11 protein-coding genes and 1 pseudogene are annotated in these 14245 nt (G+C 63.6%); 8 read left to right on the forward strand and 4 right to left on the reverse strand.

Annotated elements, in window-relative coordinates:
- Positions 1-50 precede the first annotated feature (50 nt).
- The 3 genes from CA833_RS25225 to CA833_RS25235 are packed head-to-tail and all read left to right on the forward strand — an operon-like array spanning position 51 to position 2402.
- Entirely contained in the window at positions 51-560 is a 510-nt protein-coding gene (locus CA833_RS25225) for an SRPBCC domain-containing protein (RefSeq protein ID WP_207080611.1), read from the forward strand.
- Between the two features lie 13 nt (positions 561-573).
- On the forward strand, positions 574-1251 hold the full coding sequence (locus CA833_RS25230) for a type 1 glutamine amidotransferase domain-containing protein (protein WP_207080612.1): 678 nt from the start codon (positions 574-576) through the stop codon (positions 1249-1251).
- 32 nt (positions 1252-1283) lie between these two features.
- A complete protein-coding gene (locus CA833_RS25235; protein ID WP_207080613.1) occupies positions 1284-2402 on the forward strand; it encodes an NADH:flavin oxidoreductase/NADH oxidase in 1119 nt (372 codons plus the stop codon).
- Positions 2403-2764: 362 nt separating this feature from the next.
- On the opposite strand, the gene CA833_RS25240 is transcribed toward CA833_RS25235, so the two are convergent.
- On the reverse strand, positions 2765-3415 hold the full coding sequence (locus CA833_RS25240) for an NAD(P)-dependent oxidoreductase (RefSeq protein ID WP_207080614.1): 651 nt from the start codon (positions 3413-3415) through the stop codon (positions 2765-2767).
- An 83-nt stretch (positions 3416-3498) separates the two neighbouring features.
- A pseudogene (locus CA833_RS25245) lies at positions 3499-4608 on the reverse strand (alkene reductase).
- Positions 4609-5032: 424 nt separating this feature from the next.
- On the opposite strand from CA833_RS25245, the gene CA833_RS25250 reads away from it, so the two are divergent.
- Positions 5033-5656 carry a TetR/AcrR family transcriptional regulator gene (locus tag CA833_RS25250; RefSeq protein WP_207080615.1) on the forward strand — a complete coding sequence of 208 codons (624 nt, stop codon included), beginning with the start codon at positions 5033-5035 and terminating at the stop codon, positions 5654-5656.
- 16 nt (positions 5657-5672) lie between these two features.
- Positions 5673-6107, forward strand: a complete 435-nt coding sequence (locus tag CA833_RS25255) for a PaaI family thioesterase (protein ID WP_207080616.1) — start codon at positions 5673-5675, stop codon at positions 6105-6107.
- 528 nt (positions 6108-6635) lie between these two features.
- Here CA833_RS25255 and CA833_RS25260 read toward each other — a convergent pair.
- Positions 6636-9572, reverse strand: coding sequence for a DUF2339 domain-containing protein (locus CA833_RS25260; protein ID WP_207080617.1), 2937 nt, complete (start codon positions 9570-9572; stop codon positions 6636-6638).
- A 99-nt stretch (positions 9573-9671) separates the two neighbouring features.
- Here CA833_RS25260 and CA833_RS25265 point away from each other — a divergent pair, with 99 nt between their 5' ends.
- Entirely contained in the window at positions 9672-10283 is a 612-nt protein-coding gene (locus tag CA833_RS25265; RefSeq protein ID WP_207080618.1) for a TetR/AcrR family transcriptional regulator, read from the forward strand.
- A 643-nt stretch (positions 10284-10926) separates the two neighbouring features.
- Here CA833_RS25265 and CA833_RS25270 read toward each other — a convergent pair.
- Positions 10927-11385, reverse strand: coding sequence for a MarR family winged helix-turn-helix transcriptional regulator (locus CA833_RS25270; protein WP_242526508.1), 459 nt, complete (start codon positions 11383-11385; stop codon positions 10927-10929).
- Positions 11386-11511: 126 nt separating this feature from the next.
- On the opposite strand from CA833_RS25270, the gene CA833_RS25275 reads away from it, so the two are divergent.
- A complete protein-coding gene (locus tag CA833_RS25275; protein ID WP_207080619.1) occupies positions 11512-12669 on the forward strand; it encodes an HlyD family secretion protein in 1158 nt (385 codons plus the stop codon).
- Entirely contained in the window at positions 12666-14240 is a 1575-nt protein-coding gene (locus tag CA833_RS25280; protein ID WP_370584594.1) for an MDR family MFS transporter, read from the forward strand. Before CA833_RS25275 ends, CA833_RS25280 begins: the two co-directional genes overlap by 4 nt.
- The last annotated feature ends 5 nt before the right edge of the window (positions 14241-14245 follow it).

A 14245-nucleotide genomic window follows, 5' to 3' on the forward strand; every position in this document is an offset into this window, starting at 1 on the left:
CTCCTATATCTCGCTGCGTCAAGTTCCCCCCAACCGACACAGGAGTTCCCATGGGCGACATTCTCTGGCCGGAAGGCTACGTGCCCGGCTTCACCGACAATTTCTGCTCCAACGAGGTCATCGTCACCGGCCTTTCGGTGGCCGATGTCTGGCCGTTTCTGGCTGAAGCCGGACGCTGGCCCTCGTACTACGCCAATAGCTCGGACATCGCACTCACCGCGGGCAAGGGCCCGGAACTCGCCCAGGGCGACACGTTCTTCTTCAAGACCTTCGGCTTTCCGGTCGACGCACAAGTCGTTGAATGCGTCCCTCCTGTCGAAGGCCAGCCGGCGCGGATCGCATGGCATGGCTGGTCGGGCGAAGGCGCAGACCGGCTCGACGTGCACCATGCCTGGCTAATCGAGGAACTGTCCGCAGGGCGCCTGCGCATCCTCACGCAGGAAACCCAGAATGGAGAGCCTGCAAAGACGCTGGCCAATGCCAAGCCTAACCCGATGATCAATGGACACCAGGACTGGCTCGACGGTCTTGTCGGCGCGGCTCGTGCAGCAAGGTCCTGAAGGAGAAGAGCTCATGAAGATTCTGATCGTTCTCACTTCGCACGCCCGGATCGGCGAGACCGGTCACACCACCGGGGTCTGGCTGGAAGAACTGACGACGCCCTACTACGCCTTCATCGATGCCGGAGCAGAAGTTGATCTAGCGTCGATCGGCGGCGGCGCGGTGCCGATTGATCCCAACTCCATGGCCGAGCAGGACCGTCCCGAGAGCGTGGTGCGCTTCTTCGATGACCAAGTTTCGCAGCACAAGCTGGGCCATTCGCTGAAGCTCGAGGACCTGTCCGCAGCGCCCTACGATGCCGTCTTCCTGCCGGGAGGCCACGGCACCATGTGGGACCTGCCCGAGAGCACCGCTCTGGCCGAACTGCTGACCAGTGCCTTCGCGGCGGGCAAGGTCGTCGCCGCGGTCTGCCACGGACCGGCGGGCTTCGTGAATGCGCGTAGCCCCGACGGCACCCCGCTCGTTGCAGGACGCAAGGTCAGCGCCTTCACGAACAGCGAGGAAGAGGCCGCAGGCCTGACCCAGGCGGTGCCCTTCCTGCTCGAGACGCGACTTCGCGACCTTGGCGCGCTCTACGAAAGCGGCCCCGATTTCGAACCCCACGCGGTCCGCGACGGCAAGCTCGTGACCGGCCAGAATCCGGCTTCGTCGAGCCGCGTCGCACAACTGGTGCTCGAGGCCATCGGCTGAACCTGCTCCCCATTCCCAAAATCGGAAGTCATATGTCCGCACTTTTCTCCCCCTACACGCTCAAGGACGTCACCTTGCGCAACCGCATCGCGGTGCCGCCGATGTGCCAGTATTCCGCCGTCGAAGGCGTGACCACCGACTGGCACCTCGCGCACTACACCGGCATTGCCCGGGGCGGCGCGGGGCTCGTCATCGTCGAGGCCACCGGCGTCTCGCCCGAAGGCCGGATCACACCGGGCTGCACCGGCCTGTGGAACGATGCGCAGGTTCCCGGCATGGCCGCGATCGCCGCAGCCATCCGCAAGGCCGGTGCCGTCCCCGGGATCCAGATCGGTCACGCCGGACGCAAGGCTAGCGCCAACCGCCCCTGGGAAGGCGACGACCACATCGACGACGAGGCGTCCGGCGGCTGGCCGACCATCTCGCCCTCCCCCCTCGCCTTCGGCGGCGGACTTCCCAAGGTGCCCCGCGAAATGACGCTGGCCGACATCGCCCGCGTCACGGCGGACTTCGTCTCGGCCGCGCGGCGCGCGCTCGATGCCGGCTTCGAGTGGCTCGAACTGCACTTCGCGCACGGCTACCTCGCGCAGAGCTTCTTCTCGATCCACGCCAACACCCGCACCGATCAGTATGGTGGCAGCGCCGAGAACCGCGGACGCTTTCTCCTCGAGACGCTTCAGGCAGTGCGCGAGGTCTGGCCGGAGAACCTGCCTCTCACCGCGCGTTTTGGCGTTCTCGAATTCGACGGGCGCGACGAAGAGACGCTGGTCGAATCGATCGCGCTGGTGAACCGCATGCGCGAGGCAGGGCTCGATTTCCTGAACGTCTCGATGGGCTTCTCGACCATCGAGGCCAAAGTTCCCTGGGCTCCCGCCTTCATGGCGCCGATCGCCGAGCGCGTACGCCGCGAGACCGGACTTCCCGTGGCGACGGCCTGGGGCATGGACGTGCCTGCCGATGCCGAGCGCGCCATTGCCGAGGGGCAGATGGATCTCGCCATGATCGGCCGCGCGCACTTGGCCGATCCGCACTATCCCTTCCGCGCGGCACGCGAGCTCGGCATTCCCAAGGCCTCTTCACTGCTGCCGGAACAGTATGCCTACTGGCTCTCGCGCTACCCAGGCCCGCAGAACGGCGAAGTGATCGATTGACCCTCTCCCCCTCCCGATGGCCGAAGCGACCGGGAGGGGGCAGCCGTTCAGTTTCGGTTGGGCTCGCTCGTCCACGCTCGCGCCGAACAGTGAGTCACGCCACGGTGGCGGGCTGCCATAAGACGTGTGGCGCGACGGCAAGATATTTTCGTTTCCCGCCCCTTCCCGTCATTCATGCCTTCCAATGCTGACTGAAGCTTTGGTTCGTGCATGCCGAGGCAACCGGGGCGGACACGTCTTTCCGCGCCGCCCCTGTCACCTGAGCGACCTCCCGCCGCCCTGAAATCCCGCAGCTATCCAACCAAGGTGATCGGACCAGTTGGTGCGGCCTTCTCATGCTGATCGGGAAGAGGCGACTGTATTCAATAGCCGATTGTGAAGCGCGCTCGCTCATGGGCCGGGCTTTCAAGCTCATCCACGAGAGCCACGGCGTAGTCCTCGAACGAAACCCAGCTCTTGCCGCTCTCGTCGAAGATAGCCGCATCACCGCCGAGACGGAATTTGCCGGTGCGCACGCCAGGCTCGATCAGCATCGGCGGGCTGAAATAGGTCCAATTGATGCCTGAGGCCCGCAGCGCCGCAAATGCCTTCATGTGCGACTTTGCGATCGGGAACAGGATCTCGGGCCAATGGCCGGAATCGAGCACTGTCACTCCGGGTGAAAATTCGAGAGATCCGGCGCCGCCGACGAAAATCAACCGGGGGACACCCGCAGTGCGAACCGCCTCGACGAACCGCTCTGCCATGACGGCGAGGATGTCCGTGTAGGATTCATCTGAAAAGAAGCGCTTGTCGTCCTTGGGAGGACCATAGGCGCTCACGACGGCGTCGGCCCCCGCGATGATCTGCGCGATACGAGCGGCGCTGCCGAGGTCATCACGAACGGACTGGATGCTGCTCGGAAGCCTGTCAGGGTTACGTGCGACTGCAATGACCTCATGCCCGCGACTGATGAGTTCGCTTAGGACCGTACGTCCAGCCTGGCCCGTTGCGGCCAAAACGACGACTTTCATGTTAAAGACTCCACGTTGTGCAGGAACGGTGAGAATGGCGTGCCGATCCGCGCAGGTGCTCGGCATCGCCAGCGTGCCTGGGGTCAATCCGTCTGAACGACAGCTTCCAGAAAGGGGTAATCGACGTAGCCGGCCGCACCGCCGCCGTAGAAAGTCGATCGATCATAATCGTTGAGTGGTGCGTTCGACTTGAGCCGAGCGGGCAAGTCGGGATTGGCGATGAACTGCCGACCGAACGCCACGGCGTCGGCACGACCTGACCTGATGGCCTCTTCGGCAGACGCCCCGGTAAAGCCACCGGCGAGAATGAGCGGCTTGCGCCAGAAGGGACGAAGCTGGTCGACGGCCTGCGGTGTCTCAATCGTCATCCCGGCATCGCCGCGGGCTTCGATGAGGCTGACATAGGCGATGTCGAGCTCGGAGAGATGCGAAAGCACGTGGCTGTAAAGCCCGATCGGATTGCTGTCGCCCATGTCATTGTAGGTCCCGAACGGTGACAGTCGAACCCCGACGCGATCCTTGCCCCACACTTCGACCAGGGCCCCGGTCACTTCGAGCAGCAGGCGCGCACGGTTCTCGATGATGCCTCCGTAGAGGTCGGTGCGCCTGTTCGACTTGTCGTCCAGGAACTGCTGGATCAGGTAGCCGTTGGCACCATGCAATTCCACGCCGTCGAATCCTGCAGCCAGAGCGTTGCGGGCGCCTTCTCGGTAGCCTTCGATGATGCCCGGAATTTCCTGTAGCTCCAGGGCACGCGGGGTTTCATAGGCGACCTGCGTCCAGTCGGGCGTCAGCGATATTTGATCCGTGATCGCGATGGGAGACGGCCCGACCGGCAATTCACCGTTCGGCTGGAAGCTGGAATGCGACGAGCGCCCGACGTGCCAGAGTTGCAGGAAGATGAGCCCGCCCTTGGCATGGACCGCATCGGTGATCTTCCTCCAGCCCGCGACCTGCTCCGGCGAATGGATGCCTGGCGTCTGCGGGTATCCCTGGCCCTGCGGGACGACCTACGTTGCCTCGGAGATGATCAATCCACCAGCGGACGCCCGCTGCCCGTAATATTCGGCGGCAAACTCGTTGGGCACCATGCCAGGGGCAGCGCGCATACGAGTCAGAGGCGCCATGACGACGCGATGGTCTAGTTCATACCGACCCAGGCGGAGCGGGGTAAAAAGCGAGGGTGATGACATCCGTCAATTCCTTTGGAGTGGGAGGTCGCACGCGAAATACGGACCCGCAGGAAGCCACCGGAAGTCGACTCGGCGGCGCCCTGCGATTTATAATATGACCGGTCGTCTTGAATAATGCAAGCAGGAAGGAGTCTTCGGCTGGGAGGGACGGCAATGTGGCTTTGCGCTGCGTGGACCGTCGATCCGGATGATGAGAACTTCCTGCGCCTTCTCCGACCAAAGGCCAGAACCAGTGTTGGGTGGCCTGCCTCAGCCATGCCTGGCTTCGCCGCCTTCCGCCAAACGCCCCTCCCAACCATTGGAGTTCGGAAGCGCTTGCCCTGCGTGGCCGGACCCGAGACCTCGCGAAACTCCGTGCTTGACAGTGAGCGGACCGGTAGTAATTTAAGATGACCGGTCATTTTAATGCAGCAAGGATACCCCTATGCAAGCGCAGCCCAAAGCGGTCAGGCGCGGTCCCAAGCCAAATCCCAACACGCGCGATAACCTCATCCGTGTCGGTGTGCGGATGCTGCATGAAGGCGGATATACCGCGACGGGGATTAAGGACATCGTCGATGCCGCCGAAGTTCCCAAGGGCTCGTTCTACAACCACTTCGAGAGCAAGGAGGCGTTCGGCAGGCAGGTTGTAGACCACTACTTCGACAGTGGCCTCGTCGAACTGCGCGCACGTCTGGAAAATGGCGATGTCCCGCCGCTGGAGCGGCTGCGCGACTATTTCGACGAGAGGACACACACGTTTCGGGAAAGCGGATATGTGCGCGGGTGCCTTATGGGCAACCTCAGTCTCGAGATCGCGGACCACAGCGACGCCATTCGCGACAGCCTTGCAGCACACTTCCGGACGTGGAGCGAATTGTTCGAGACCTGCATTGCCGAGGCTCAGGAGACGGGCACGATCGCCTGCCGGCTGCCTGCTTCCCTGCTCGCCCAGTTTCTTCTCAACAGTTGGGAAGGAGCCTTGCTGCGGATGCGCACGGAGAAGAGCGACGCGCCGCTTCGTGAGTTCACCCAGGTCGTGTTCGAAGCGCTTCTGGTCCGGCCCTGACACCAAGGAAACGAAGATGAATCTGCGCGAGATGACCGGCCTGGAACTGATGCGCGCCGTGGTGAGTGGAAAACTGTCGCCCTCGGCCATGGCCAGCACCGTCCCGATGACCTTCACCGACGCCGACCTCGGGCGCGTCGCAATAACGGCTCGAGCCGACGACCGGCATCTCAATCCGATGGGCGGCGTGCATGGTGGGTTCGCGGCAACGGTACTGGACTCCGTAACCGGCTGTGCTGTGCATTCGTCGCTTGAGCCCGACGCCAGTTACGGAACCATCGACCTGCAGGTGAAGATGCTGCGTCCCGTGCCGCGTAACGAAGACCTGCTGGCCGAAGGAACGACCGTCCATATCTCGCGCAATCTGGCTACCGCCCAGGGCACCTTGAAATCGGCCGATCGCAAGCTGCTCGCAACCGCCACGGCAATCTGTTTCCTGAAGCGGCCATGACATCCGACGCGTAGGAGATCCCGGCAGTGCGGCGACGTTACGCTTCACAGCTCAAACTTGGTTAAGCACGGGCACCGCCAGCCAATACGATCCGGGAATAGCGAAGGCCGGGCAGAATATAGGTCGCTGTCCGGCATCGGCTCCATTACGCAGTTGACGATGCCATACGGTCAGGCATGGGCCTAGAAACGAGCGCGGAATCTACTAAAAATTTCTAGGAACCTTGGGCTCAGACCAGTGGCTAGAGCCACACTCCAATGCCGAACCGCAAATTCCGCCACTGGCCCGGCTTCCTCATACGGCGAGGTAAGCAGGCAGTCCGCTCTTGGTGCGCGAAAATTGCAGGCTGAACGGCAAAGATTGGTCGGTAGCCGACCCCGGGAATGTCAGCTACCTCTCCAGTCCGGCTCCGAACCCGACATTCCGCAACCGGCCAGGCTTACGCGCTCCGACAGGAAAGGCGGCACGTCCGCACCTGGGAACGCGAAATCGGCGCCTGAACGGCCGAGAAGGGTCGTCTCACGCGGCTCACATCCCAGGCTTGAGGAAGCGGCTGTAAAGCCATCCGATCGCGATGAGGCTGAAGCCCAGGGCAAGGAACGATCCGATGCGAAGAAGCCCTTCGAGGCCTGCGGCATCGAGCAGGAAAACCTTGGCGGCGGCCCCCAGCATCAGGATCAGCGAAGCCAATCGCCAGTCTCGGGCGGATTTGCGAAGGCCCCAAACGAGGAAACTGATCGCAAGACCCACTGCGAGAAGCGACCAGACGATATTTTCGACCGGACCGAGTGGCACCCTTGCAAAGATACTGCCGATGAAGATCTGACGCACGCTGGCATAGGCCAGAAGGACAAGGAGCGGTATACGCAGGCAATCAAGACCACGACAAAGTTGCGTCTTGAGGCGTTCCGAAAGATTCTGGAGGCCCGGCAGAAGACGTTCCAGCAGCAGGATGGCGCACAAGGGAAGAGCAAAGGCGCAGGTCACGAGATTCGCGATCGGCCAGGGGCCAACGGATTGGTCGGCCCAGAGCGGGTTGTGAAGCCCTATCGAGTAGATCAAGGCGTGCACGCCACCTGCCGCCATCGGTATGGTCGCGAGAAGCGGGCGCCGGGTAACCTTCCAAGCCAGCAGGCCAGTTGCCAGTAACAGAGCTTCCCACAGGCTGCGCTCGGCAAGACCACGTGCAATGAACTGGCCGCTGTCCGAAATGGCAAACAGGTGTTTGTAGAGCACATGTACGCCCGCAAGTACGCAGCCTGCGGCTCCAAGAAGAGCCAGTCGGTGGGCTGGAGCCTGCGGTATCCTGCCCGAAGGAGCGGTGGCAAACAGGCTCAGTACAGCGGGAGCAACCAGCAATCGCAGCGCGGATGAGAGGTCGGGAAGTGTGGGAAGGAGAACGGTTTTGCCAGTCAGTGAGACCATGGTCGCGGCAATCCAGTGCGCAATGGGATCGACGCCCCAGAATGCACTCAGCGACAGCCAAGTCCAGAACGCGGGCCTGAGGATCAGTTCCGCACGCCTGTTCATGGCCATGCTCGCGATCAGAGCGGCACTGGCCGTGCAGATTGACAGCCAAGGCGCCGGAACGATCTGCGCGGCAAATCCATAGGCTAACAGGGCGGTGCCGACCTGGGCGGCGATGCCGATCCGCTGCGAGACCAACGACCAGCTCAACGCCGTTCCCGAGATCGTAACCGCACACCAGCGCACGAGGGCCTGGAGGATGTCTGATTGCTGCTCGATGGCGATCAGGCGCGTGAATTCGGTGGAGGCGTGCCCGGTCAAGGCCAAAGCCGCCACACCGGCCAACTGGAACAGAGCGGCCTGACAGGACAGCCAGCGATTGCCCGAAAGCCACCCAAGAGCAACAAGTGCACAGGCGATTGTGGTATGAACCATGACGCTGGCCCATCCGGGGGTAAGCCAGAGCATGGCCATGTCGACAAGCAAGGCGCAAGTCATAATGAGGAGCGCGTTTTCCTTGGTGAGCGGGTCGCGGGCTTGCAGCCAGACGATGGCGGCACCTGCGCCGGGCAGCACGGCCAGGGCAAAAGCCAGGAGCGCGGCGTACCCGTTGCCTGGCTGGAAGTGCCACTCGATGGCTCCATAGCCGACAAGTGCCAAGGCCGTGACGGCAAGAGCGTCGCTTAGAGTGCCCGACTTTTGCAAGCGCCAGAGGGCATGGCTCGCATAGATGGCGATCAATCCCATGAGCACCCCGGCGAAATCCGCAGGCTTTGGCTCGGGCCAGAAGAACAGCAGGGCAAGTGCCGTGCATAAGGGGAGCAAGGTTAGCGCGCGCAAGCTCGGCATAGTCTGGCACATCCAGAGAAAGCCGAGCGAGAGCAGGCCGTACAGGCCCCAGGTCAAGAGGCTGAAGCCTCCCGTTGCAACCAGCAGCGCAAGCTGCAGTGCGGCGAGCGATGCGGATATGAGCCGTATCAGTGCGCGATCGACCCGAGCGGCGAGCGGCGTGAAGATCGGCATGGCGATCCCCAGCACGAGGACGAGGCTACCGACAGCCAGAGTCGATGCCGCGTCGAGCGCGCCGACTAGGATCATGGCAAAACTCCAGCCCCCACCGCCGACAAGTGCGGCGATGCCCAGTCCCATCCAGCGCTGGCTGCGCGATAGCATCATGATACCGCCGCACAGCAGCGCAATGTAGACGGCCAGTAGCGGAATGTTGGGCTGCTGAGACTGGATGAGCGCAGGGGCCGCCAGCCCCCCCAGCAAGGCGAGCACCCCGCTCGGCGCGCCGAAACGCAAGGCCAGCGCGCCAGCCCCCGCTGTAATGGCGGCCAGCGCGCCAAAGGCGCCGCCCGACCCAATCATTCCGTATAGATTGGCCGCAGCCAGCGTGACGGCGTAAAGCGTTGCAATACCCGCTCCGGAAAGCGCTTGCGCCACGCGTTCGTCACGCACGAAGTCTTCGCGCCGGCGCGCCAGTTCGGCTCCGCCAATGAGCGCGAAGCCCAGTAACGAACCAAGGACTATGCGTACGACCGGCGAGAGAAGGCCGGAATCGATCGAGTAGCGCACGAGGAAGACGGCGGCGACCACGAGCGTGATCCCGCCGGCCCAGATCGGCAGCTTTCGGCCGAACAGCTCTTCGAAATTGAAACCGCCCGCTGCCTCTTCCTGCATGTCCGGTTCTTCGGGAGCAGGGCACAGGGATGGGGCGTCCTGCCGTTCGAAGGAGGCTGGCGTTTGAACGTCGCGAACGACGAGGGTCGTATCGTCGATGGGGGAGCGAGCTTGTTCCGAGACCTTCCTCGCCAAGAGGTCCGCCTCGCGGCTTGCGCCAGCTGCCTCCGCTTGAACGACACCCTGCTCTTGGCTTTCGTAGGGAATCTGGGTGGGCACGGCCCCCAATGTGCTTTCAAGCGCTCTCATCCGCTTGCGGGTATCCCCGAGCAGGACGGCAAGAACGATGATGGCAAGAAATAGCAATGAGGTCATCTCGACACTCCCCTGTGGCGAGGAGGTGGGATAAGCTTAAATTAGACGCTGTACAATTATAATTTTAGACGCCGTCTAATTTTTAGACTAGCGGGGGGTATGGCCCGTCGATCCGATCACACCCGCCAGGAACTGGAAGCTCTAATCCTCAAGGAAGGCTCGCGTTTAATGGGCGAGGTCGGCCTGGCCCATTTCTCCGCGCGCGAAGTCGCCAAGCGGGTCGGCTATGCTGTGGGGACTGTCATGAACGTCTATGGCAGCATCGACGGCCTCGTCATGGCGGTGAACACCTACACCTTTACATTGTGGACGCAGTGGCTCGAAGCTCGGCTTGAAGGCGTATCGGGCACTGGCCGCATCGATGTGCTGATCGATGGCTATTTCGGTTTTGCCGCAGCCCATCCCAACCTATGGTCGGCCATCTATGGGCACCGTTTACCTGATGGCATGGAACTGCCCGAGCCGCTTGCCGAAGAACGAGGCCAACTGATGCAGGTCGTGTCACGCGAAGTTCACGCGATCCTCCCTCCGGAAAGGCAAGAAGGCGCTGATCGTCTGGCGCGTTCGTTGGTGGCGACTGTCCATGGTCATTGCAGCTTCGCACTAGGGGGGAGCTTTGCCCTAATGGGGGAGACCAACCCGCTGGAACTGGCGCGGGACAGGGTAGGCGAAATTCTTGCCGCAAATGGTCGTATGGGGCGGGCGCGCTAGCGGTTGCCATCCTTGCGAGCACGTTTTGCTCGCGGGAAGGTCCGCTTTCGAAACAGCGGACTTTCCGCACTAGGCAAGCGCGAATTACTGCCTGAGCGTCCGGCATGGGTCGGTGTCAGGAACTGAATGAACCGTTCGAGTACGTAAACCGTCTTATTTCGAACGCGCAGTGACATAGGCCGTGGGGGAGAGTTTCAAGGTGCGCCGGAACATCGCGGCATAGGCACTGGGACTCTCGTAACCGTGTTCCAGCGCCACTTCGAGCACAGATGACGCGCCCGCAGCACCCCCTCCTCGGGCGGCTGCGGGCACATCGCTGTGCCGATGACAAGCGCCTTCGCGCCTGACACTGCAGCAGCGGCCCAATTCATTCGATTGCAGGGCAAGTCGGACCACCGGGTTTTTCTATGTGGCCACCCGAAGCCATGGTATTCTGCCGGCACCCACCAATAGAGTGGACCGATAGGAGAGGCCCATGGAAGGCTTGGAAACCGTCTTTTGCGGATGCGAATTCCGTACTTTGTGCGCTGCGGTAGCCTGCACCGGCTCCTTCGCGCTGATGACGATCCTCTTGCTGACGTAATCCGTCAGGCCGGCAGACGCGCCGTCACTGCGGTGCGTGCAGTCACGTCTTTTCCGCCCCCTAACCTGCGGGCTCTCCCAATGCGCGCGGCGCGCCCATCTCGACCAGCCGATCGTTGAGCACTTCCAATGTCCGTAGCAGGTGCGCCTGCTCCTCGTCGTCCAGCAGCTCGAAGAACTGCTCGATGAAGGCGTTCTTGTGCGGCTCCACCTCGCGGATCACTGCGCGGCCCGCCTCGGTCAGCGAAATTCGCTTGGCCCGACGGTCCTTGGGATCGGGCGTGCGCAGCGCCAGCCCTTCACGCTCAAGCCCGTCCACCGCCTCGGTCACCGTACGCGGGGCCTGACCCAGCGCATCGCAGATGTCGGTCGAACGCACCGAGCCGAAGCGCTCGATATAATGGAGCACCTTGAGCTGGGCGAGCGAGGCACCCTGCGCCCGCATCCGGTCGTTGAAGAGCCGATGCATGCGCATGTGCAGATCGCGCAGCTGCTCCATCGTCCGGACGCGAATACTCACGGCAAGAAATATTGTGGGACCATATGAAATGCCATTGCCATATGCTCCGCCTGGGTGCAAGTGCGCAACCATCCCTGCTGCGATGCAATATACGCATTGCAGCACTAGAGGCGTGAGAAGCGATTGATGGCTAACGACGTGACCGATTCGGATCAGCAGGCCCCCACTTCCGAACCGAATCCCCCCTCCGCCGCGAAATCCGGCATGAAGCGCATCCTCATGGCGGGCGCCGCCGTCGTCGTGATCGCGGGCGGTATCTGGCTGTTCCATTACCAGACTCGCGGCAAGTATTTCGAGGGCACCAACGACGCCTATATCCAGGCCGATGCGGTCACCGTCTCGCCCAAGATTTCAGGCTATGTCGATGCGGTGCTGGTGGGCGACAACCAGGACGTGAAGGCCGGCCAGCCGCTCGTGCGCATCGACCCGCGCGACTACGATGCACAGGCCCGCCAGTACCAGGCGCAGATCGATGTCGCCAAGGCCAATGCCGAAAACGTGCGCGCCACCATCGGCGAGCAGCAGGCCGCGATCGCCCAGGCGCGGGCGCAGCTGGTCTCCGCCGAGGAAGACGCCCGCTATGCCGAGCGCGAGGCCGCCCGCTACGCCCCGCTCGCCGCCAGCGGCGCCGAGACCAAGGAACACCTCGCCACGCTGCGCAACCAGGCCGCCAAGGCCCGCGCCGCCGCCGATGCCCAGCGCGCCGCCGTCACGTCCGCGCAGCGCCGCATCGGCGCGCTGGAAGCACAAGTGCAGCAAGCTGCCGCGCAGGGCGAAGCGGCCAAGGCACAGCTCGCCGCCGCGCACGTCAACGTCGGCTCCACCGTGCTCAGGGCCAGCGTCGATGGCCGCATCGGCGATCGCACCGTGCGCACCGGCCAGTTCGTGCAGGCCGGCACCCGCCTGATGTCGGTGGTGCCGCTCGCGAAGCTCTACGTCACCGCCAACTTCAAGGAAACGCAGATCGGCCTCATGCGCCCCGGCCAGCCCGCGACCATCGAGGTCGACGCGCTCGACGGCACCGAGATCCGCGGCCATGTCGAGAGCATCTCGCCGGGCACGGGCGCGCAGTTCTCGCTGCTGCCACCGCAGAACGCGACCGGCAACTTCACCAAGATCGTCCAGCGCGTGCCGGTGCGCATCGCCATCGATGCCGGGCCGGAGGCACGCCGCGTGCTGGTTCCCGGCCTCTCGGTGACGGTGACGGTCGACACCATCGACGCCAAGGGATCGCAGCACGCCATCTCCAACCAGGAAAAGGCGCGGGGGAACCAGGGCCAGTGAGCGGTTCTGCCGTGACGGCCGAGGGAGCGCCCGCCCCCCTCCAGCTGCCCCCGCAACCCACTGCCGAAAAGCCGGCGGACGCGGCGGCCTGGCTGGCCGTGGCAGCGGGCACGCTCGGCGCGCTGATGGCGACGCTGGACGTCTCCATCGTCAACAGTTCGCTGCCCACCATCCAGGGCGAGATCGGCGCCAGCGGTACCGAGGGCACCTGGATCGCGACCGCCTATCTCGTGGCCGAGATCATCATCATCCCGCTGTCCGGCTGGCTGGAACGCCTGCTCGGCCTGCGCACGCTGCTGCTGGTCGCCTCGGCGCTGTTCACGCTGTTCTCGATGATGTGCGGCTTTTCGACGACGCTGACGATGATGATCATCGGGCGTGTCGGCCAGGGCTTCACCGGCGGCGCACTGATCCCCACCGCCATGACTATCGTGGCCACGCGATTGCCCCGCGCCCAGCAGCCCATCGGCAATGCCCTGTTCGGCGCCACCGCGCTGCTCGGCCCGGTGGTCGGCCCGGTGCTGGGCGGCTGGCTGACCGAGAACGTCAGCTGGCACTATGCCTTTTTCCTCAACCTGCCGGTCGGCATCGCGCTGGCGACGCTGCTGCTGGTGGCGATCCCGCACCAGAAGGCCGATCTCGGCCTGATCCGCGAGGCGGACTGGCTCGGCATTCTCGGCCTCGCCCTCGGCCTCGGCGGCCTAACCGTCGTGCTGGAGGAAGGCGAGCGCGAGCAGTGGTTTTCCTCGGACCTCATCGTGACGCTGACGGGCGTCTCGATCTTCGGGCTCCTGCTGCTGGCGGCGGGGCAAGTCTTCGCACGCAAGCCGGTGATCAAGCTCAAGCTGCTGCTCGACCGGCAGTTCGGCAGCGTTGTCGCCATGGTCACCGTGGTCGGCATGGTGATCTACGGCACCTCCTACGTGATCCCGCAGTTCCTCTCCTCGATCGCCGGCTACAACTCGCTGCAATCGGGACAGGTGGTGATGCTTTCCGGCATCCCGGTCATGCTGATGATGCCGGTGACCCCCTGGCTGATCCGCAATGTCGACATTCGCGCCTCGGTCTGCTTCGGGCTGTCCGTGCTGGCGCTGAGTGCCTGGCTGGAGACCGACATCACCCCGCTGTCGGACGGCAAGGACTTTGTCGATTCCCAGCTCCTGCGCGGCATGGGCACGGTGTTCTGCATGATGTTCCTCAACCAGGCGGCGATCCGCTCGGTGCCGAAGGAGGAAGCGGGCGACGCCTCGGGCCTCTACAACGCCGCCCGCAACCTCGGCGGCTCCTTCGCCCTCGCCGGAATCGCGGTGATCCAGGACCAGCGCCTGTGGCTCCATGCCCGCCGCATGGAGGAAAGCCTCAATGCCAATTCCCTCGCCGTGCAGGACTATGTCCGTGCGCAAGGCGCGGGCGTGCTGCGCTCGATCGAAGCCAACATCCAGATCCAGGCGCTGGCGATGACGTATGCGGACATGTTCTGGATGATGTCGGTGGGCATCATGTTTGTCATTCCACTCGTCCTGTTCCTGCGCCCGCTTCCGAAAAACGCCCCGCTGGCGACCGGACATTGAGGATA

Origin of the sequence: Novosphingobium sp. KA1, assembly GCF_017309955.1 — a bacterium.
GTDB lineage: Bacteria > Pseudomonadota > Alphaproteobacteria > Sphingomonadales > Sphingomonadaceae > Novosphingobium.

What these genes read in the sequence shown, in the direction of transcription:
- CA833_RS25235 (WP_207080613.1), top strand. Translation starts at nt 1,284, where the DNA reads ATGTCCGCACTTTTCTCCCCCTACACGCTCAAGGACGTCACCTTGCGC.
- CA833_RS25275 (WP_207080619.1), top strand. Translation starts at nt 11,512, where the DNA reads ATGGCTAACGACGTGACCGATTCGGATCAGCAGGCCCCCACTTCCGAA.
- CA833_RS25230 (WP_207080612.1), top strand. Translation starts at nt 574, where the DNA reads ATGAAGATTCTGATCGTTCTCACTTCGCACGCCCGGATCGGCGAGACC.
- CA833_RS25265 (WP_207080618.1), top strand. Translation starts at nt 9,672, where the DNA reads ATGGCCCGTCGATCCGATCACACCCGCCAGGAACTGGAAGCTCTAATC.
- CA833_RS25240 (WP_207080614.1), bottom strand. Translation starts at nt 3,415, where the DNA reads ATGAAAGTCGTCGTTTTGGCCGCAACGGGCCAGGCTGGACGTACGGTC.
- CA833_RS25250 (WP_207080615.1), top strand. Translation starts at nt 5,033, where the DNA reads ATGCAAGCGCAGCCCAAAGCGGTCAGGCGCGGTCCCAAGCCAAATCCC.
- CA833_RS25260 (WP_207080617.1), bottom strand. Translation starts at nt 9,572, where the DNA reads ATGACCTCATTGCTATTTCTTGCCATCATCGTTCTTGCCGTCCTGCTC.
- CA833_RS25225 (WP_207080611.1), top strand. Translation starts at nt 51, where the DNA reads ATGGGCGACATTCTCTGGCCGGAAGGCTACGTGCCCGGCTTCACCGAC.
- CA833_RS25255 (WP_207080616.1), top strand. Translation starts at nt 5,673, where the DNA reads ATGAATCTGCGCGAGATGACCGGCCTGGAACTGATGCGCGCCGTGGTG.